At 63.6% G+C, this 19,351-nt stretch carries 16 protein-coding genes; 3 read left to right on the top strand and 13 right to left on the bottom strand.

The window, feature by feature from the left end; translation table 11 throughout:
- Positions 1 to 2: 2 nt before the first annotated feature.
- The 3 genes from FJ490_RS21310 to FJ490_RS21300 all read right to left on the bottom strand — a co-directional run bounded on the left by FJ490_RS21310 (position 3) and on the right by FJ490_RS21300 (position 3,791).
- The gene (locus FJ490_RS21310; protein ID WP_140729550.1) at positions 3 to 1,157 is read right to left on the bottom strand and encodes a carbohydrate ABC transporter permease; all 1,155 of its coding nucleotides are present in this window, start codon (positions 1,155 to 1,157) and stop codon (positions 3 to 5) included.
- A gap of 1 nt (position 1,158) precedes the next feature.
- Positions 1,159 to 2,172, bottom strand: a complete 1,014-nt coding sequence (locus FJ490_RS21305) for a sugar ABC transporter permease (RefSeq protein WP_140501210.1) — start codon at positions 2,170 to 2,172, stop codon at positions 1,159 to 1,161.
- A gap of 263 nt (positions 2,173 to 2,435) precedes the next feature.
- Positions 2,436 to 3,791 (bottom strand): ABC transporter substrate-binding protein, encoded by a 1,356-nt coding sequence (locus FJ490_RS21300; protein ID WP_140558774.1) that lies wholly within the window; start codon positions 3,789 to 3,791, stop codon positions 2,436 to 2,438.
- A gap of 122 nt (positions 3,792 to 3,913) precedes the next feature.
- Between FJ490_RS21300 and FJ490_RS21295 the strand changes: the two genes are divergently transcribed.
- The 3 genes from FJ490_RS21295 (at position 3,914) to FJ490_RS21285 (ending at position 6,693) form a co-directional block, all read left to right on the top strand.
- Positions 3,914 to 4,138: a hypothetical protein gene (locus tag FJ490_RS21295; protein ID WP_140512791.1), complete on the top strand. Its 225-nt coding sequence runs from the start codon at positions 3,914 to 3,916 to the stop codon at positions 4,136 to 4,138.
- Between the two features lie 16 nt (positions 4,139 to 4,154).
- Positions 4,155 to 5,177: a substrate-binding domain-containing protein gene (locus FJ490_RS21290; protein ID WP_140501204.1), complete on the top strand. Its 1,023-nt coding sequence runs from the start codon at positions 4,155 to 4,157 to the stop codon at positions 5,175 to 5,177.
- 169 nt (positions 5,178 to 5,346) lie between these two features.
- Positions 5,347 to 6,693 carry an FAD-binding oxidoreductase gene (locus FJ490_RS21285; RefSeq protein WP_140729549.1) on the top strand — a complete coding sequence of 449 codons (1,347 nt, stop codon included), beginning with the start codon at positions 5,347 to 5,349 and terminating at the stop codon, positions 6,691 to 6,693.
- Between the two features lie 74 nt (positions 6,694 to 6,767).
- On the opposite strand, the gene FJ490_RS21280 is transcribed toward FJ490_RS21285, so the two are convergent.
- The 10 genes from FJ490_RS21280 to FJ490_RS21235 all read right to left on the bottom strand — a co-directional run bounded on the left by FJ490_RS21280 (position 6,768) and on the right by FJ490_RS21235 (position 19,350).
- Positions 6,768 to 8,189 (bottom strand): S8 family serine peptidase, encoded by a 1,422-nt coding sequence (locus FJ490_RS21280; RefSeq protein WP_140729548.1) that lies wholly within the window; start codon positions 8,187 to 8,189, stop codon positions 6,768 to 6,770.
- Positions 8,179 to 8,847, bottom strand: coding sequence for an anti-sigma factor (locus FJ490_RS21275; protein WP_140729547.1), 669 nt, complete (start codon positions 8,845 to 8,847; stop codon positions 8,179 to 8,181). Before FJ490_RS21275 ends, FJ490_RS21280 begins: the two co-directional genes overlap by 11 nt.
- Complete coding sequence (locus tag FJ490_RS21270) at positions 8,844 to 9,410, bottom strand: sigma-70 family RNA polymerase sigma factor (RefSeq protein WP_140729546.1); 567 nt, start codon at positions 9,408 to 9,410, stop codon at positions 8,844 to 8,846. The genes FJ490_RS21275 and FJ490_RS21270 overlap by 4 nt, the downstream gene beginning before the upstream one ends.
- Positions 9,411 to 9,536: 126 nt before the next feature.
- Positions 9,537 to 10,376, bottom strand: a complete 840-nt coding sequence (locus tag FJ490_RS21265) for an alkaline phosphatase family protein (protein WP_140729545.1) — start codon at positions 10,374 to 10,376, stop codon at positions 9,537 to 9,539.
- A gap of 81 nt (positions 10,377 to 10,457) precedes the next feature.
- Entirely contained in the window at positions 10,458 to 12,041 is a 1,584-nt protein-coding gene (locus FJ490_RS21260) for an ABC transporter substrate-binding protein (RefSeq protein WP_140729544.1), read from the bottom strand.
- Between the two features lie 117 nt (positions 12,042 to 12,158).
- On the bottom strand, positions 12,159 to 13,814 hold the full coding sequence (locus tag FJ490_RS21255; RefSeq protein WP_140501254.1) for an ABC transporter ATP-binding protein: 1,656 nt from the start codon (positions 13,812 to 13,814) through the stop codon (positions 12,159 to 12,161).
- Positions 13,814 to 14,638 carry an ABC transporter permease gene (locus FJ490_RS21250; RefSeq protein ID WP_140512801.1) on the bottom strand — a complete coding sequence of 275 codons (825 nt, stop codon included), beginning with the start codon at positions 14,636 to 14,638 and terminating at the stop codon, positions 13,814 to 13,816. Before FJ490_RS21250 ends, FJ490_RS21255 begins: the two co-directional genes overlap by 1 nt.
- An 11-nt stretch (positions 14,639 to 14,649) precedes the next feature.
- Complete coding sequence (locus FJ490_RS21245; RefSeq protein ID WP_140512803.1) at positions 14,650 to 15,609, bottom strand: ABC transporter permease; 960 nt, start codon at positions 15,607 to 15,609, stop codon at positions 14,650 to 14,652.
- Between the two features lie 15 nt (positions 15,610 to 15,624).
- On the bottom strand, positions 15,625 to 17,211 hold the full coding sequence (locus FJ490_RS21240; protein ID WP_140512805.1) for an ABC transporter substrate-binding protein: 1,587 nt from the start codon (positions 17,209 to 17,211) through the stop codon (positions 15,625 to 15,627).
- A gap of 153 nt (positions 17,212 to 17,364) precedes the next feature.
- The gene (locus tag FJ490_RS21235; protein ID WP_140729543.1) at positions 17,365 to 19,350 is read right to left on the bottom strand and encodes a CocE/NonD family hydrolase; all 1,986 of its coding nucleotides are present in this window, start codon (positions 19,348 to 19,350) and stop codon (positions 17,365 to 17,367) included.
- Position 19,351: the final 1 nt, after the last annotated feature.

The raw sequence follows: 19,351 nt of genomic DNA, 5'->3' as shown, positions 1-19,351 counted from the left end.
TTTCAGCCTCCTTTCACCGAGCCTGCGAGCAGCCCGCGGACGAAATAGCGCTGCAAAGAGAAGAACACGATCAGCGGCACGATGATGGTCACGAAAGCCGACGTCGTCAGGATCTCCCAGTCGCCGCCACGCGAGCCGAGCAAGGCATTGAGCTTGGCGGTCAGCACGATCTGATCCGCCTCCGTGCCAAGGAAAACCATCGCCACCAGGAGATCGTTCCATACCCACAGGAATTGGAAGATGGCGAAGGACGCCAGCACGGGAAATGACAGCGGCAGCACGATCTTGACGAATATCTCGAAATCGCTGGCGCCGTCGATGCGCGCCGATTCCATGATCTCGCGCGGCAGGCCGGCAATGTAGCTCCGCAAGAGGTAGATGGCGAAGGGCAGTCCGAAGCCGGTATGCGCCAGCCAGATGCCGAGATAGGTCTTGGAGGGCACGCCGAAGAAGGCGCCGACGCCGTTATAGAGCTTCAACAGCGGGATCAGCGACATCTGCAGCGGCACCACCAGCAGGCCGATGATGACCGCGATCAGAAGCGCGCGCCCGGGAAAGCGCATCCAGGCCAGAGCGTAAGCCGCAAAAGCGGCGATCAGGATCGGGATGACGGTCGCCGGGATAGTGACGGTCAGCGAGTTCATGAAGGAGCGGCCGATGCCTTCCGAAAACAGCACGGTCCTGTAATTGTCGGTGGTGAATTTCGGCGGCGCCGAGGAGGCATAGTAGACGCGCTGGCCGCGGTCGCCCTCGAACGCCTTGGGCGAGGTCATGACGAAGCTGCCGTCGGCATTGAGCTGCAAGGTAACGCCGTCGCCGAGATCGGCCGATGTGCCGGCCGGATATTGCGTCGGTGCCGCCGACTTGACGCCGAAGGCGCTGATCTCGCGCTTGGCGCCATCGCCGAAAATAATGCCCTGGAGGACGAACTTGCCATCCTTCTCGACCTGCGCCGAGGCGGGCGGCAGGCGTCCGGCTTCGGTCTGGCTGGAACTGGCGAACGAGTTCCACCAGCCCGAGGCGATGATCTGGTCCTTGTCGCGCAGCGACGATATCAGGATGCCGAGCGTCGGCATGGTCCAGATCGCAACGAAGACCAGGACGGCGATGTGAACGCCGAAGCGGCTGGCGAAGGAGTTTCCGGTCGCGACGGTCATCTCAATGTCCTCCCGTCTCTTTGTTGGCCTGGCGTATGTTCCAGACCATGATCGGAATGACCGCGATCATGATGATGATGGCGATTGTCGCGCCGCGGCCGAAATCACCGCCGCCACGGAACATCCAGTCGAACATCAGATTGGCCAGCACCTGGCTGTTCCATTGGCCGTTGGTCATGGTCAGGACGATGTCGAATACCTTGAGCACCAGGATGGTGATTGTGGTCCAGACCACGGCGATGGTGCCCCAGATCTGCGGCACCATGATTTTCCAGAAGATCTGGAACGGATTGGCACCGTCGATGACGGCGGCTTCTAGCGTCTCTTCCGGAATGCCGCGCAGCGCCGAAGACAGGATGACCATGGCAAAGCCGGTCTGGATCCAGATCAGGATCACCATCAGGAAGAAATTGTTCCAGAACGGCAGCGATATCCAGACCTGCGGCTGGCCGCCGAAATGCTGGATGATGGCGTTCAGGATGCCGATCTGCGTCTGGCCTTCGCCGCGATACTCATAGATGAATTTCCAGATGACGCTGGCGCCGACGAAGGAGATCGCCAGCGGCAGGAAGATCAGGCTCTTGGCGATCGTGCCCCACCAGATCTTGTCGGTGAGCACGGCGATGATCAGGCCAAGGAAGGTACAGGCGGCGGGCACTACGGCCAGCCAGAGCACATTGTTGAGGATCGAATTGCGAAACTCGCGGTCGCCGAAAGCCCATTGATAATTGGCCAGGCCGACGAAATTGGCGCCGCCGCGATCGAGGAAGGACAGCCGCAGCGTCTCGACCACCGGATAGATGAGATAGATGGTCAGGATGATCATCGCCGGGCCGACGAACAGCCAGGGCCGGATCAGCCCCTGCCGGCGCAGATTGTCGACGGCGGCGGCGCCCGAGACGCCGCGCGAGGGAAAGGTGACGTCGAGCAGTTTGTTGGCGCCCCAGAAATAGGCGACGCAGCCGCCGACGCCGATGATGATGACGAATATGGCCGAGAAAATCTGAGCCGCCATGGGTCCCTCTCCCTGCACGACCCGCCAGGATGGAAACGATCCTTGCGATTGCGCCGCGCGCCGATCTCGTTGTTGAGCGCGAGCAGGCAGGGAAGCGTGTGGCTCCGTGCCCGCCGCATGCCGGAATGTCTACGCTGTCACGACTGGATCTGACCCGTCCCGGTTGGCCGGGCTGGGATGTTGCGATGGGGCCGGTCGGATCCGGGCCAGTTGGCCCGGATACGCTCGGGAGGTGGAAGCCTAGGCTTCCGCGGGTACGGCTCTTATTTGATCGCGTCCCAGCTCTTCTGGATGTCGGTGGCGACGTCCTGCGCCGACTTGCCGCCGACCAGGTCGATCATGCCGGTCCAGAAGGCGCCGGCGCCGATCTTGCCCGGCATCAAGTCCGACCCGTCGAAACGGAAAGTCGAGGCATTGGCCAGGATCTCGCCCTGCTTGCGCAGCGCATCGCTGGCATAGGCATCCTTGTTGACCGCCTTGAACGGCGTCACGAAACCGCCTTCGGCCATCCAGATCTCATGGGCCAGCGGCATCTTAAGGAATTCGATGAACGCGCGGGCGGCCTTCGAGTCCTTGGTGATCATCGCCAGCGTTCCGGCGCCGAGCACGGGGGTGCCGAGTTCGGGCTTGGACGCATAGGGCGGGAAGTAGAAGAAGTCCGCGTCCTGGCCGATTTTCGTGCCTTCGGGGAAGAAGGTCGGGATGAACGACGCCTGATGGTGCAGGTAGCATTTCGGCGGCACCGCGAAGAGGCCCTTGGGGCTGTCGCGGAAATCGGTCGCCGCGACCGCCTTGGCGCCGCCATCGACCATCTTGTCGTCGGTCGCGATCTTGCCGAAGATGTCGATTGCATTGACCACGGCCGGGTCGTTGAAGGGGATCTCGTTCTTGACCCATTTGTCGTAGGTTTCCGGAGACTGCGTGCGCAGCATCAGGTCTTCCACCCAGTCCGTCGCCGGCCAGCCGGTGGCGCCGCCCGAGCCGAGCCCGATGCACCACGGCGTGCCGCCGTCGGCGATAATCTTCTTCTCGAGATCGGCGAGTTCTTCCTGCGTCTTCGGCACCTTGTAGCCGGCTTCCTCGAAATTGTCCGGCGAGTACCAGACCAGCGACTTCACGTCGGCCTTGTAGGGGAAGGCGAAGAAGCCCGGCTTACCGTCCTTGTCCTTGAAGGTGCCGAGGTCGACCCATGACTGGCCGGCGCCGTAATTGTCCTTGACCCATTTGGCGGTATCGTCGCCGAGCGGCGTCAAGAGACCCTTGGAAGCAAGGTCCTGGATCAGGCCGGGTTGCGGCAGAACGGCGATGTTGGGCGGGCTGCCGGCCTGCGTGTCGATGACGATCTGCTGCTCGTAATTTTCCGAGGAGGAATATTTGATCTCGGCGCCGGTGGCTTCCGAGAAATAATCGAGTACGCCGCGCACCAGGGTCTCGTCCTCGCCGCGCCATGGCCCGAAGATCGACAGGGTCTCCCCCTTGAGGTCGATTTTCTTGAGCTCTTCGTAGTTTGCCCAGTTGAAACGCTTGTCCTCGCCCGGCTTGAATTTCAGCTCGGCCTGCGCGGGCGCGCCGAGGGCGAGCACGGCAAGCGCGGCGCCCAGCAAAAGCATTTTCTTCATCGGTATTCCCTCCCAGTGGGTCACAAACACCGGACGGAACCTCCATTCCGCCCGCCGACGCCGCAGGACTGTGACTCAGTCGGAAAGGAACCGCAACCTTTCGAAGAGTCTTCCAAAGCGCTTTGGCTATTTCGATCTCGCCATTGAATCGTCCAGAAGTCAAGAGGCGTGGTAACTTAATCGATTTAATTCCGGAGTCTGGCGCCTGGAAAATCGCGCTGCAGCATGCTTTTTTGGCAGTGCAGCAGCAATTTATGTTTCAAACCTGCACCAAGCCTGCCTATGGTCGCCATGACATGCCGGGCCTGCCGCAGGGCTTGGGTCGATTCAATTTAAAAGCGCTTTGAGGCATGGAGGCCTCTCGTGAACCTGAAGCAACTCGCGCACATGCTGGCGCTTTCGCAGACCACGGTAAGCCGGGCGCTGAACGGCTATCCCGAGGTCAACGAAGAGACGCGCCGGCGCGTCATGGACGCCGCCAAGCGCCATGGCTATCGCCCCAATCCGAGCGCACGCCGGCTTGCGACCGGCAAGTCCGGAATGATCGGCTATGTCTTGCCGACGGGTGCTGCCGTCGACATCGACCCACACTTCGTCGAATTCCTGTCCGGCCTTGGCGATTATGCGCGCTCGCACGAGCTCGACCTGGTGCTGTCTCCCGCCGACGCCGACGACCAGGAGACGACTTACCGGCGCATCGTCGCCAACCGCCAGGTCGACGCCGTCTACATCTCCTCGCCGACGCCGGCCGACCGGCGCGTGGCGCTGGTCAACACGCTCGGCATACCCTTCATCATCCATGGCCGCAGCGAAGGTTTCGATTTCGATTATCCCTATCTCGACATCGACAATGAGGGCGCCTTTCACGAGGCGGCACGGCTGCTCGTCCAGCTCGGCCACCGGCGGCTGGCGCTGATCAATGGCGATGACCGCGAAACCTTCGCCGTGCATCGCGAGCGAGGCGTGCGCCGGGCGCTCGCCGCGAGCGGCCTGACCTTGGGCGACCGCCATGTCTGCTCCGTTGCCATGACCGAGGAGAACGGCTATCGCGCCGCCCGGCGCCTGCTCGAACAGGACGGCGCGCCGACCGCGATCGCCTGCTCCAGCCTGATCATGGCGCTCGGCGTCGTGCGCGCCGTGCGCGACCTCGGCCTGAGCATCCCCGGCGACATCTCATTAATTGCACATGACGACGTCTTCCCATGGCTGAAGCCGGAGAATTTCTCCGTACCGCTGTCGACGACGCGCTCCTCGATCCGGCTCGCCGGCGCCCGCATCGCCGAGCGTCTGGCCGCACGGATATCGGGCCTGGAGGAGGGCCCGCGCGGCGAGGTCTGGCCGGTCGACCTGGTGATCAGGGGGTCGGTTGCCGGAGCGCCTGCCTAGGGTTAGAGCCAATCGCTCCGAGGGGCCGAGTTCGACCGCTTGCGGGCGTTGCCGGAAGATCGATTGCAGTGTCATGGATAGTGGTCTGCCTGCACCGCGCTTGCTTTGGCTTTCAGAGGGTGGCAACCAGTAAGCCAAAGCCATCAACCAGCCCTCCTGGATGCCCAATTTGCCCATATTCCCGTTCTCCGAAATGGATCCAATCCAACATCCTGGCCCACCGCCGAAGCGTTCGGAGGTGGTCATCATTGGTGGCGGCATTATCGGCGTAACGACGGCTCTTTTCCTGGCGGAGCGGAACATTCCGGTCACGCTGCTGGAAAAAGGCCGCGTTGCGGCCGAACAATCGTCCCGAAATTGGGGCTGGATTCGAAAGCAGGGGCGCGACGCAGATGAACTGCCAATTGTCATCGAGGCTTTTCGCCTATGGCGGCAACTGGCTGAGGAATGCGGCGAAGACATCGGGCTGGACCAGACAGGTGTGACCTATCTGGCGAACTCCGACAAGGACATGGCCGGTTTCGAAGAGTTCATGAAGATCGCCGCCATCCATGGGCTCGACACTCGCCTCCTGGACGCGGACGAAACCGCGAAACTCATCAAGGGCATGTCGCGCAAGTTCAAGGGCGCGATGACGACGCCCTCCGACATGCGCGCGGAGCCTTGGTTGGCGGTACCTGCGCTTGCTCGTCTTGCCGTCCGAAAAGGCGCCAAAATCATAGAGAATTGCGCAGCGCGAACCCTCGAAATCTCAGCCGGCAGGATCAGAGGAGTGTGGACCGAGGCGGGATACATTGAAAGCTCCAGCGTACTGGTCGCGGGCGGCGCCTGGTCGTCCCTGTTCCTGAGAAGACATGGCGTCTCCATCCCCCAACTCAGCGTCAGGGTAACCGTAGCCGCAACGGAGCCTATGCCTGAAATCTATGCAGGTGCGGCAGCGGACGAACACATCGCTTTCAGGCGCCGACAGGATGGCGGATACACGCTCGCCCCGGGAGGTAGTAATTTGCTTTACCTGGGGCCTGACGCATTCCGGCACGCCACCAAGTATCTTTCCGCCCTCATGGCCAATCCGCTCGGAACCCGCTACTTTCCGTACGCTCCATCGGGTTACCCTGATAGCTGGTCGACCCCGCGCGATTGGACCCCGGATTCCCGGAGTCCTTTCGAAAGAATGCGGGTGCTCAACCCGGCCGCTGAACGCTCCGGCCTCCGTTCTGTAGAGCGCAATTTCAGACGCCTTTTTCCACAGTTCGAAACAGTTCGCTTGAAGGCAGGCTGGGGAGGCATGATTGACGCCATGCCCGATGTCGTCCCCGTCGTGGATCACGCCCGGGCAGTCGTCGGTCTTTTCGTGGCCACGGGAATGAGTGGTCACGGCTTCGGTATCGGACCTGGAATCGGTCGCGTCGTTTCCGACCTGATTCAGGGTAACGCGAGTGGGCATGATCTCAGCCGCTTTCGGCTGTCACGCTTCTATGATGGAAGCGCCGTTCGGTTGGGTCCGGCCCTCTAGATGTTTAGTCCAGCATTCGTCCCGTCTCGGCCATCGCAAATAGCCGACTGAATTTAGGAGCATGTTGCCAAGGATCATTCCTTCGCCGTCTCGGCGGCCTTGATGTCCAGCAGCCCGTAGCCGAAGTCATCGTCCCGCCCTTTCGAACCGAGATCCCGGGCCGTTGCGGCCAGCGCCTTTTCGATGGCGTCGGCCGAGCGGTCCGGCGCGGCGTGGATGAGATTGGCAATGGCGCCCGAGACGATCGCGGCGGCGAACGATGTGCCGGTGACGACATCCGAGCCGGCTCCGCTCGGCGCCACCATCTCGACGCCCGGCGCCGAGATGAAGACATAGGCGCCGCGATTGGCCTGCGGCATTAGCCCATCCCTGGCGTCGGTGGCGGTCACCGCGATGACGCCGTCGAAGGCGGCCGGGTAGCCATAGGGCGCCTTGGGCCCGTTGTTGCCGGCGGCGGCGACAAGAACCATGCCGAGCGCGCGTGCATTGCGGCAGGCGATGCCGAGCAGGTCGTTCTTCGGACCGACGAAACTCATATTGATGATGCGCACGTCCTGCTCGGCCGCCCAGTCGAGCGCAGCAAGGATGACGTCCATTGTCGACTTGCCGCCTTCGAAGGCACGTGCGTGATAGATCCTGGCGCCGGGCGCCATGCCCTTGAGCGCGCCGACGCCGGCGATCAGCCCATCGACCGAAGTGCCGTGGTCGCGCTTTTCGACCGGCACGTCGGGCATGGCGTCGAACTGGCCGGCGATGACCCCGGCCAGCGTCGGATTGGTGTCGTCGATGCCGGTATCGATTACCGCGACGCGGACGTTCTCGCCGCTCGCCTGGCTGGGTTCCAGCGCGATGCGCTCGAACGCATAGTTGACGATGCCCGCCGCCTGCTGAAGCGAATAGATATGGTTGGGCTCACGCCGCTGCGTGCGGCTGTCGGCGGCAAGCTGCGCCAGCACCACGCCGACGGGGCGGCGGTCGGGAATGCCGAAGCGCACAAGCGTGGTGCCGAGCAAAAATGATTGCCGCTGCGAGCGCACATCGAGGCCGAAGGAAGCGGCGATCTGCTGCACGGCGCCCGCATCGCCATCGACGGTCACCAGCACCTCGTCGGGCACGAAATCGCCGGCCACGGCGCGTGGCGGCTGAACGGCGATGAGATCGCTTGGCGAGACGATCGGCCCGCCCGAAGGCGGTCCGGCCTGCGTGCCGGCGGGCGGCGCCGCCGGGTCCAGCCGTGGCGTCGGCACCGGTGCCGCGGGAGCGGCCGGATTGGGGAACAGGTCGACGATCAGGGCGGGAAGAAACACGGCACCGGCCGCGCTGCCGCTGTCGCCGCCGTCCTTGCCACAGTCGGCGCCTGCCGCATCGGTGCCGTCGCGGCAGTCGATCTTTCGGTCGGCATTGGCGTCGTTGCCCTGCGCCGACGCAGGCCCGATGGCGATCATCATCGCCGCCGCAAGGATTGCCGCAAATCGAATGACCGCCTCAGCCGCCATCGGCCGGTTTCCTTCCCTCGATCACGGTGTAGGTGAAAGGCTGGGCGGCAACAAGGCCGAGTTGCCTGGTGTAGTCGGCCGCGTTGGCGGCCGGAATGCCGAGCCGGAACACGCCCTCGGCGGTCGGTCCGTCCAGGATCTTCAGTCCGCTGCTGCCGAGAAAGGCGGCGATGTCGGACATTTTCGCGTCGGGCCTGAACTTGACCAGGGCGAACGGCATCTTCGCCACCTCGTCCTGCGCGCCCGCGATCTCGAAATTGCCGCCCTTGCCGCCGGGCTGCACGAACGACTGCACCATAACCAGCGCCAGCAGAGCCGCGGCCGCCGCCCAGGCGACGCCGACCGGCAGCGCCATGAAGCGGCTCCAGGCCTGCGCCAGCCAGGACGAACCGGCGGCGGCGCGCGCCGGGCCGGCCTCGGCATCGAGCGTCCTGGAAAAGCGGCTCAGCGCATCGGCCGGCAGACGGATCGCCTCATTGGCGGCCGCGGTGCTGGAGAATTCAGCCTCCGCCTCGCCAAGGGCGGCCATCGCCGTCGGATCGCTGGCCAGCCATTCCTCGACGGCCTCCAGTTCCGAGCCTTCCAGCGAACCGTTCAGGTAGAACGGCAGCAACGTTTCCATTTCGTCGCGGCGCGACATCTTTTCAGCGGCGCTCATGGCCACCCCCTGTCGTAACCGGCGGCCTTGAGGGCTTCGCCGAGTTTCTTGCGGGCATAAAACATGCGGGTCTTGACGGTCGCGACCGGGATGTCGAGCACCTCGCCGATCTCGGTCACCGATTGCCCCTGATAATAGGCGAGATCGATGACCACGCGATGCTCGCGCGGCAAGGCATCGATGAAGCGGCGCAAGGCAGTGCTCTTGTCCTCCTTCATGGCAACGATCTCGGGCGTATCGGCGCCGTCGGGCAGCGCGGCTGCGGCCTCGTCGTCGATCCAGTCTTCCTTTTTCTTGCGCAACAGGGACAGCGCCTTGAAGCGGGCGATGCCGAGCAGCCATGTCGAGACTTCGGAACGTCCCTCGAAACCCGGCGCCTGGCGCCACAGTTCGAGGAACACCTCGTTCGCGATGTCGTCAGCCATCATTTCCGATCCCGTCTGGCGCGCCACGAAGCGGTATATCCGCGCGTGGTGGCGCATGAACAGGAGCCGCACGGCGGCCCGGTCGCCCTTCGCGACCCGCTCGACAAGCGCGCGATCGGTCTCCATCGCGCCGGTCATGACCGATCGAGCCGCCTGGCTCCTGCCTGCTCTGTCGCTGATCGGCTCAAAAAGGTTCATCCTCCGCCAAGGAATTTGCGGAGGCTAACCGAAGAAGATGAGCCTTGCCAGTGGGTGAAGGGGAAGCTAGCTCAGGAAGGGCTTCGCCTTCATCGTCTCGGGTATCGCCACCCCAAGCCGGCTCAGAACCGTCGGTGCCAGCTGCAATTGGTCGAGCAGCGTGTCGGCATCTGGTCCGTTGCCGCCGCCGAAATAATACAGCGCGAAATCCTGCATCTCCTCATCATGGCCGCCATGGTGGCCGCGGTCGGTCTGGCCGTGATCGGCGGTGACGATCACTTCATAGCCGGCGTCGCGCCAGCGCGGCAGGAAAGCGGCCAGCATGCCGTCCATCGCGTAGCAGGCATGGTCCATCTCGTGACAGTCATGGCCGAAACGGTGGCCCATCGAGTCCAGCGTGCAAGTGTGCAGGATGCCGTAGTCGATGCCGTGGCGGCTGCTCAGCATGGTCAGCGTGGCGAACAGGTCGACGTCGCTCGGCGTCATCTGGTTGCGCGCGTTGTAGCCGGTCATGGTGTGGAAGCGGCCATGCGTGATCGGCCCGCCCGGCTCGTCATACTCCATGTCCTCGACGAGGTCGAACGGGTAGGAACGGAAGAACTCCGACCAGTAGGAGTGGGTGACCGCGCCGGTTATTCCCCCGGCCCCGGTGACCTCCGAGAAGATGTCGGGCTGGCTGACGCGGAAGCGGTTCTCGTTGGAAAGAATGCCATGCGCCTGCGGCGGCACCCCGGTGTGGATCGAAGCATAACAGCAGGCCGAGGTCGACGGCAGCACCGAGCGCATCCTCCATACCCGCGCTTCGCCCGACTGCACCCAGCCTTCGAGGTTGCCCATCAGCCGGCGCCAGTTCCGGTAAGGCACGCCGTCGAGGATGATCAGCAACAGTTTGGTCTTGAGCGCCACGAGCTGCTCCATGCGATTGTGGGGGGAACGAGCACGCCGCGTGTCGCACGGACACGCGGCGTGCTCGGCAGGAACTTGATGTCAGGCGTTCAGCCAGCATTCGGCGAGCGCGTAGCCGTCCATCATCTCGCCGATCGGGCTCTTGGCGAAGCCGCCGATCTTGTTGGTGGCGGCGTCGATGAACTGGTTGAAGAAAGGCACGATCAATCCGCCTTCGTCGCGCATCAGCACGGCCATGTCGTGATAGATCGCCTTGCGCTTGTCCTGGTCGAGCTCGCCGCGCGCTGCAAACAGCATCTTGTCGAACTCGGGCCGCTTGAAACGCGTGTCGTTCCAGTCGGCGTTCGACACATAGCCGGTGGAATACATCTGGTCCTGCGTGGCACGCCCGCCCCAGTAAGACAGCGAGAAAGGCTGCTTGTTCCAGACCTCCGACCAATAGCCGTCGCCAGGCTCGCGCTTGATCTCGATCTTGATGCCGGCCTTGGCGGCACTCTGCTGATAGAGCTGTGCCGCATCGACGGCCCCGGGGAAGGCGACGTCGGAGGTGCGCAGCAGGATCGAGCCGCTGTGGCCCGACTTCTTGTAGAGCGCTGCAGCCTTTTCCGGGTCGAACTTGCGCTGTTCGACGGCCGAAAACAGCGGATAGGCCTCGTTGATCGGGAAGTCATTGCCGACCGAACCGTAGCCGCGCAGGATCTTTTCCAGCATCTCGTCGCGGTCCATGGCGAGCTTGAGCGCCATCCTGAGATCGCCGTTGTCGAAGGGCGCGGTGTCGCAGAACATGTTGAACGGGTAATAGCCCTTGCCCGAAACGTTCTCGATGCTGACGCCGGGGATGCGCTTGACGAGATCGACCACCTTCGGCTCGACGCGATTGATCATGTGCACCTGGCCGCCTTGCAGGGCCGCCAGCCGCGCCGTCGCATCGTTGATGACGACGATCTCGACCTGGTCGGCATGGCCCGCCTTGTCGCCCTGCCAGTAATTGGCGAAGCGCTCGCCGCCGTGGCGCACGCCGGGCTGGTTGACGGTCACCTTATAGGGGCCGGCGCTGATGCCCGCGTTCGGATTGTCCTTGCCGCCATTGGGCTGGATGACGAGATGATAGTCGGCCATCAGATAGGGGAAGTCGGCATCGGCGTCGGCAAGCGTGACGACGACCTCCTTGCCCTTGGCCTTGATGCCCTTGATGTTTTTGAGAATGCCGAGTGCGCCCGACTTCGACTTCTCGTCGGCGTGGCGCTCGATGGTGGCCGCGACATCCTCCGCGCCGACCGTCTTGCCATTGTGGAACTCGATGCCGTCACGGATCTTGATCGTCCAGGTCTTGGCATCCGGGGAAGCGCCGATGTCCTCGGCGATCAGGTTGACCAACCTGTTGTCGGGGGTGAGGCGAACCAGATATTCGCCCCACTGCTTGCCGAAGCTGAAGGTGACCTGGCTGAGGTTAAGCGCCGGATCGAGGCTGTTGGTCGATTCGCCGCCCTGCAGGCCGGCCTTGAGAATGCCGCCCTTGACCGGCGTCTGCGCGAAGGCTTTCCCGGCCAGCGTCGTTGCCAGCGCCGCCGACATGCCCAGCGCCGCGGTGCGCCCAAGAAAATCACGCCGAGATATCCGGCCCTGGCCGGCGAGTTCAGCGAGATGGTCGAGTTCAGTCTTCATGTCCTACCCCCTTTTTGAAACAACCGCACACAGGCGACGCCCGTCCGAAGGGACGCGTGGCCCTCCAGTGTTGCATGCGGATCACGGTCGTCATCTCCTTGACTGGCGAACCGCTGCCTAGTTCCCGGCGCTCGCCATGCGTCGCCCCTTGATCGCCTTTTCCAGCCAGCCGATCTCCATTTCCGGAACCGAGGACAGCAAGAGGTCGGTATAGGCATCGAAGGGCGGTGTGAGCACCTTGCTTTTGGAACCGTAACGGACCACCTCGCCGCGATACATCACCGCGATCGAATCGGCGATCGACCTTACCGTCGCAAGGTCGTGGGTAATGAAGAGATATGCGACCTTCTCGTGCTGCTGCAGGTTCAACAAAAGCTTGAGAATGCCGTTGGCCACCAGCGGGTCGAGCGCCGAGGTCACCTCGTCGCAGATGATCAGCTTCGGTTTGGCGGCGAGCGAGCGGGCGATGCAGACGCGCTGCTTCTGGCCGCCCGACAGCTCCGCCGGATAGCGGTCGAGGAAGCCTTTGCCCATCTCGATCTCGTCGAGCAATTCGGCGACGCGCCGGTCGCGCTCACGTCCCCGCATGCCGAAATAGAACTCCAGCGGCCGGCCGATGATGGTGCCGACGGTCTGGCGCGGGTTCATGGCCACGTCGGCCATCTGGTAAATCATCTGCAGCTGCCGCAGATCCTCCTTCGGCCGGTCGGCAAGCCGGTTGGCAAGCGGGCGCCCGTCGAAGGTCACCGTGCCCTGTTCGGGCGGCAGGAGCCCTGTGATGGCGCGCGCCAGCGTCGACTTGCCGGAGCCGGACTCGCCGACCACCGCCAGCGTCTGGCCGGGATAGATATCGACGGAGACGTTCTTCAGCACCTTGACATGACCGCCGCCATAAGCGGCGGTGACGTTCTTCACGGACAGGAATGGCGAGACGCCGGGTTTCTGCTCGGCGTGTTCGATCTCGTGCACTGACACCAAAGCGTTGGTGTACTCCTGGCGCGGTTCCTTGATGATCTGGCGGGTGCCGCCCCATTCGACCAGACGGCCGTGGCGCAGCACCATGATCTCGTCCGAAACCTGGGCGACGACGGCGAGGTCGTGGGTGATATAGAGCGCGGCCACATGCGTGTCGCGGATGGCGTCCTTGATCGCCGACAGCACGTCGATCTGCGTGGTCACGTCGAGCGCCGTCGTCGGCTCGTCGAAGACGATCAGGTCCGGTTCCGAGCACAGCGCCATCGCCGTCATCACACGCTGCAGCTGGCCGCCGGAGACCTGGTGCGGGAAACGCTCGCCGATGGTTTCGGGATTGGGCAGGCTCAGCTTCTTGAACAGCGCGACGGCGCGTTTCTCGGCCTCCGCGCGCGTCGCCCTGCCGTGCAGGAGGGTGGCTTCGACGACCTGGTCCATCAGCCTGTGCGCCGGGTTGAAAGCCGCTGCCGCCGACTGCGCGACATAGCAGACCTCGCGTCCGCGCAGTCTGCGGAAACCTTCCTTGCCGCCCTTGAGGATGTCGCGGCCGTTGAGGAGTACCTCGCCGCCGGTGATGCGCACGCCGCCGCGCCCATAACCCATCGAAGACAGGCCGATGGTCGACTTGCCGGCACCGGATTCGCCGATCAGGCCGAGCACCTTGCCCTTTTCCAGGGTCAGCGAGACGTCATGGACGAGCGTGATGGTCTTTGGCGCTTCGCCCGGTGGGTAGACCATGGCCTCGATGCGCAGGTTGCGGATATCGAGGAGCGGGCTGGATTTGGCTTTGCTGTCGGCCATCATCCGCGTCCTCCTTTCAGGCTTGTCGTGCGGTTGAGTACCCAGTCGGCGACGAGATTGACCGAGATCGCAAGCGCCGCGATCGCGGCCGCCGGTATGAGCGCCGCGGCAATGCCGAAGACGATGCCGTCCTTGTTTTCCTTGACCATGCCGCCCCAGTCGGCATCCGGCGGCTGTACGCCGAGGCCAAGAAAGGAGAGCGTCGACAGGAACAGCACGGCATAGATGAAGCGCAGGCCGAGTTCCGAGACCAGCGGCGACAGCGCATTGGGCAGGATCTCGCGGAAGATGATCCAGGCGCTGCCTTCGCCGCGCAGCTTGGCGGCTTCGACATAATCCATGACGTTGATGTCGACGGCCACCGCGCGCGACAGGCGGTAGACGCGGGTCGAGTCGAGAATGCCCATCACCAGGATCAGCGTCACCAGGTTTGTCGGCAGCACCGAGAGCACGACAAGGCCCATGATCAGCGTCGGGATCGACATCAGAAGATCGACGAGGCGCGACAGCAGCGTGTCGAACCAGCCGCCGAACACCGCCGCCGAAAAGCCGAGAATGGCGCCAAGCGAGAAGGACAACGCCGTGGCGAGCACTGCGATGAAAAGGGTGATGCGCGCACCATAGATCATGCGCGACAGCAGATCGCGGCCAAGGTTGTCGGTGCCCAGCCAGTGCGCCGCCGACATGGGCTCCCAGACGTCGCCGACGATCTCGCCATTGCCGTGCGGCGCAAGCCACGGCGCGAAGATGGCCGCCAGCACGAACAGGGCCGTCAGCACCAGGCCGACCAGCGCGGGCACGGGGATGCGTTTGATGTCGAGCATGCCCGCCCTCTTCATTTGGGATGCCTCAGGCGCGGATTGGCGACGATTGCCGCTATGTCAGCGATGATGTTGAGGCCGATATAGACGGCGGCGAAGATCAGTCCAACCGCCTGCACCACCGGCACGTCGCGCTTGGTGACGTGATCGACCAGATACTGCCCCATGCCGGGATAGACGAAGATCACTTCGACCACGACCACGCCGACGATCAGATAGGCGAGGTTGAGCATGACGACGTTGATGATCGGCGCGATGGCGTTCGGGAAGGCATGTTTGCGGATGACCGCGAAAGCCGAGAGCCCCTTGAGCTCGGCGGTCTCCACATAGGCCGATTGCATGACGTTTAGGATCGCCGCGCGCGTCATGCGCATCATATGGGCAAGCACCACCAGCGTCAGCGCCGCCGCCGGCAGCGCGATCGCCTGCATGCGTTCACCGAAAGGCATGCCGTCATATACGGTCGAGATGGCGGGGAACCACTGATGCTGAACCGCGAAGTAGAAGACCAGCAAGTAGCCGATGAAGAATTCCGGGAAGGAGGTCGAGGCGAGCGCCAGTCCCGAGATCAGCTTGTCGACCCAGCCATTGCGGTAGCGCACCGCGATCAGGCCAAGCGTTATGGCCAGTGGAATGGCCACGATCGCCGCCCAGAAGGCGAGGAAAAGCGTGTTCCACAGCCGGCCCTTGATCGATGTTGCGATATCCTGTCCGCTCGACATGGCGGTCCCGAGATCGCCGGTCAAAACGCCGCCGAGCCAGCGGAAATACCTGATATAGGCCGGGTCGTTGAGACCAAGCTGCTCACGCAGATTGGCGAGCGATTCCGGTGTCGCCGACTGCCCTAGGATGGCTTGCGCGACGTCGCCGGGCAGGATCTGTGTGCCGGCGAAGATCAGGACCGAGACGGCCAACAAAAGGAGGATGCCCAGCGCGACGCGCTGGGCCACCAGTTTCACGATGGGTGAGGACATCTGGGCAAGGCCGACTCAGGCTTCGAGCCAGCACTTTGCCAGGGCATAGCCATTCATCAACTCCTGGTGCGGATCGTCCACCCAGCCGCCCACCTTGGCGCCGGTGGCGTCGATGAACTGGTTGAACATCGGCAGGATCAGGCCGCCTTCGTCGCGCACCATGACGGCCATGTCGTGATACATCGCCTTGCGCTTGGCCTCGTCCAGCTCGGCGCGCGCCGCCAGCACCATCTTGTCGAAATCCGGGCGCTTGAAACGCGTGTCGTTCCAGTCGGCGGTCGACAGGTAGGCGGTCGAGTACATCTGGTCCTGGGTCGAGCGTCCGCCCCAATAGGAGGCGCAGAAGGGCTGCTTGTTCCAGACCTCGTTCCAGTAGCCGTCGCCCGGCTCGCGCTTGAGCTCGATCTGGATGCCGGCCTTGGCCGCGCTCTGCTGGAAAAGCTGGGACGCGTCGACGGCGCCGGGAAAGGCGACGTCGGAGGTCCTGAGCAGCACCGCGCCGTCATGCCCCGACTTCTTGTAGTGGAACTTGGCCTTGTCCGGATCGTATGTGCGCTGCTCGATCTCGGTGAACAGCGGGTAGGCGGCATTGATCGGGAAATCATTGCCGAGCGAACCGTAACCGCGCAGCACCTTCTTCAGCATTTCTTCGCGGTCGATCGCCAGCTTCAGCGCCATCCTGAGGTCGTTGTTGTCGAACGGCGCCGTATTGCAGTGCATGATGAAGACGTAGTGGCCCGGTCCCGCATGGTTGCGGATGGTGACGCCCGGCACGCGTTTGATCAGGTCGACGATCTTCGGCTCGACGCGGTTGACCATGTTGACCTGGCCGCCCTGCAGGGCGGCCGTACGGGCCGTAGCGTCGTTGATGACGATGATCTCGATCTGGTCGGCATGGCCCATCTTGTCGCCCTGCCAGTAATTGGCGAAGCGCTCGCCGCCATGGCGCACGCCGGGCTCGTTGGTGGTGACCTTGTAAGGGCCCGCCGAGATGCCGGCATCGGCCTTGTCCTTGCCGCCATTGGGCTGGACGATCAGGTGGTAGTCGCTGAGCAGGTAGGGCAGATCGGCATTGGCCTCCTTCAGCGTCAGCACCACTTCCTTGCCGCTGGCCTTGATGCTTTCGATGCCTTTCATGTAGCCGAGCGCGCCGGACTTCGACTTCTCGTCCGAATGACGCTCGAGCGTGGCGGCGACGTCTTCGGCGGTCACCGTCTTGCCATTGTGGAATTCGACGCCGTCGCGGATCTTCAGTGTCCAGACCTTGGCATCGTCGGACGAGCCGATCTCCTCGGCGATGCGGTTCTCGAGCTTGCCCTCTGGGGAAAGCTCGACGATCAGTTCGCCCCACATCTTGCCGAAGGCGAACGGCACCTGCGTCATGAACAGGGCTGGATCCAGGCTGTTGGTGGACTCGCCGCCAACCAGGCCTGCCTTGAGCGTGCCGCCCTTGACCGGGCCGGCTGCGCGCGCCGCGCTCGAAAGCAGTGAGTTGGCGAAGGTCGCGGTGACGCCGAGCGCTGCCGCCCGGCCGAGAAAATCCCGACGGCTGAGCTTGCCTGAGGCGACGCGTCGGCTAAGGAATTCCAGTTCGTTTGACATTTTGAGTTCCTCACTCTGTTGGTTCGACCTTAGTGGTCGTTTTCTTGTTTCTTGTGAGGGGAATAATGACCGCAAGGGAAAGCGGTAAGCAAGACCGAATGCGACATGCCGTGGCGTAAATGGCACGTCGCAATTGGACCAATGCCTTGCCGCTCAAACAAGCGAGCGCGGAACCGCCTGTTCAAAATCGCGTTCGAAGACGAGTTTTTCGCCTTCGTAAGCTTCAATTCGGGCGCTTACGATGAAGTTTTTGGCGTCCGAGCGTATTTCGGCCGATGTTTCGGTGCGCACCGACCATCCGCTTCGCGACAGGGTTTGCGTCCAATGCGTCCGTCCCCCAGCCGACAACGGATCGTCCGGATGGATCGTCCAGGTCTCGCGGGCGATGCTGCCGTTCGCCAGGCCATGTGCAAGATCGCGCACCTCGCCGAAATCGTCTTCTATGGAAAGCGTGACGATGCCGGTCTTCTCGTCGCGGTCGACGCGGCGTTCCGAATTGGCCGGGCGGATCGTCTCGGTTGCCCAGGGGGAAGCAGCCTCCGGCGCGGCGAACGTGACCTCGTCGCCCGTCGCCAGCGGGCGCAGCGGCAGCTTCAGCGTCGCCGCCGACAGGCTCAGGCGGACCGGCTCCGGCGAGGGCCAGATCATGGGCCAATAGGCGTTCGAGACGGCTATGCGCAAATGGTGGCCGGCCGGCACGCGATAGGCGCACTGGTCGAGCACGACGCGTGCCGAAACGCTCTCGCCGGGGACAAGCGCTTGCGGGAATTCGTGCGAGAGGCGATGCGTCAGGTTGAGCACGCCATAGGAGATCAATTCGGAGGCGCCATCGGGATGTACGTCGCAAAGCCGCACCGCGATGTTGGCCTGCGGGCGGTCGCAGGATAACCGGACGTCGACTTCCGGTGCGCCGACGACGTCGATCGCCTCGGCGAGTTCCGGCTGGTCGAAACACACCGACAGCGCGTCGTCGGGACGCTGGTCGCCCGGCAATTCCGGGCCGAAGGTGAACGGGAAATACTCACCGCCGGCCAGCCCACAGCTTTGCGGCGAAGCGATGGTGACGGATTTACCGCCCGCCGGGATCAATTCGATCGTTTGCGTCTTGATGTCGGGCGAAGGCCACTGCCGCTCCGCCACCCAGCGGCCCGGCCGTTCCGGATGCCAGCGCGCCGGCCGCACGCTGTCCATCACATAGGCGCGGTAGGCCGGGTCGGCCTCGACGCCGGTCTCGACGCCCTTTAGCCAGCGGTCCCACCAGCGTAGCGCTTCCTGCAGGAAGCCGATTGCCGGCTGGGGCCCGGCATAATGCGGGTATTTGTGGATCCAGGGGCCGACGATGCCTTTGACCGGCGCCTCGATGTTGGCGACGAGATGCGAGATGGTGTTGCGGTAGCCGTCATGCCAGCCGCCGATCGACAGCACCGCGGCCTTGACGGCGGAGAAATCCTCGCAGATCGAGCCGCGTTTCCAGTAGGCGTCGCGGTGCTGGTGGCCAAGCCAGAGCGGCAAAAGGAACGACTGGTTCTCCAGTCGGCTGAGCCACAGGTCGCGCCATCTGTTGTCGCCCGCCAGCAGCGGGTCCGGCGGCCGTGACGAATAGGACAGCATTGTCGAGGCCCAGCCGAAATTCTCCAGCAGCAAGCAGCCGCCCTTGTAGTGGATGTCGTCGGCATAGCGATCGACGGTCGAGCACAGGCTGATCACCGCCTTGAGCGCCGGCGGCTGCTTGGCGGCCACCTGCAGGCAGTTGAAGCCGCCCCAGGAAATACCCATCATGCCGACATTGCCGTTGCACCAGGGTTGGGCGGCCGCCCAGGCGATGACGTCGCAGGCGTCCTGCAACTCCTGCTCGGAATATTCGTCGTCCATCAGCCCTTCGGAATCGCCATTGCCGCGCATGTCGACACGGATCGAGGCATAGCCGTGGCCGGCGAAATAGGGATGCGTCAGCTGGTCGCGAAAGATGGTGCCGTCGCGCTTGCGGTAAGGCAGGTGCTCGAGGATGACAGGCACCGGATCGTCGCCGGCATCTTCCGGCATCCATACCCGCGCCGACAGCCGGCAGCCATCCGGCATGACGATGGCCATGTCAGGGAATTCGACGACCTTGCGGGGAAACTCGGTGACGGTTTTCATG

The sequence above is a fragment of the Mesorhizobium sp. B2-5-11 genome (assembly GCF_006440835.1).
In the GTDB taxonomy this organism is placed as follows: Bacteria; Pseudomonadota; Alphaproteobacteria; order Rhizobiales; family Rhizobiaceae; genus Mesorhizobium.
The sequence above is the reverse complement of the archived record's forward strand: the minus strand, read 5'-3'. Positions and strand labels throughout refer to the sequence as shown.

Bases quoted from the DNA above. Each gene is read 5' to 3' on its own strand.
- FJ490_RS21245 (WP_140512803.1), bottom strand. From the start codon at position 15,609: ATGTCCTCACCCATCGTGAAACTGGTGGCCCAGCGCGTCGCGCTGGGC.
- FJ490_RS21260 (WP_140729544.1), bottom strand. From the start codon at position 12,041: ATGAAGACTGAACTCGACCATCTCGCTGAACTCGCCGGCCAGGGCCGG.
- FJ490_RS21270 (WP_140729546.1), bottom strand. From the start codon at position 9,410: ATGACCGGCGCGATGGAGACCGATCGCGCGCTTGTCGAGCGGGTCGCG.
- FJ490_RS21275 (WP_140729547.1), bottom strand. From the start codon at position 8,847: ATGAGCGCCGCTGAAAAGATGTCGCGCCGCGACGAAATGGAAACGTTG.
- FJ490_RS21235 (WP_140729543.1), bottom strand. From the start codon at position 19,350: ATGAAAACCGTCACCGAGTTTCCCCGCAAGGTCGTCGAATTCCCTGAC.
- FJ490_RS21255 (WP_140501254.1), bottom strand. From the start codon at position 13,814: ATGGCCGACAGCAAAGCCAAATCCAGCCCGCTCCTCGATATCCGCAAC.
- FJ490_RS21280 (WP_140729548.1), bottom strand. From the start codon at position 8,189: ATGGCGGCTGAGGCGGTCATTCGATTTGCGGCAATCCTTGCGGCGGCG.
- FJ490_RS21310 (WP_140729550.1), bottom strand. From the start codon at position 1,157: ATGACCGTCGCGACCGGAAACTCCTTCGCCAGCCGCTTCGGCGTTCAC.
- FJ490_RS21250 (WP_140512801.1), bottom strand. From the start codon at position 14,638: ATGCTCGACATCAAACGCATCCCCGTGCCCGCGCTGGTCGGCCTGGTG.
- FJ490_RS21240 (WP_140512805.1), bottom strand. From the start codon at position 17,211: ATGTCAAACGAACTGGAATTCCTTAGCCGACGCGTCGCCTCAGGCAAG.
- FJ490_RS21300 (WP_140558774.1), bottom strand. From the start codon at position 3,791: ATGAAGAAAATGCTTTTGCTGGGCGCCGCGCTTGCCGTGCTCGCCCTC.
- FJ490_RS21305 (WP_140501210.1), bottom strand. From the start codon at position 2,172: ATGGCGGCTCAGATTTTCTCGGCCATATTCGTCATCATCATCGGCGTC.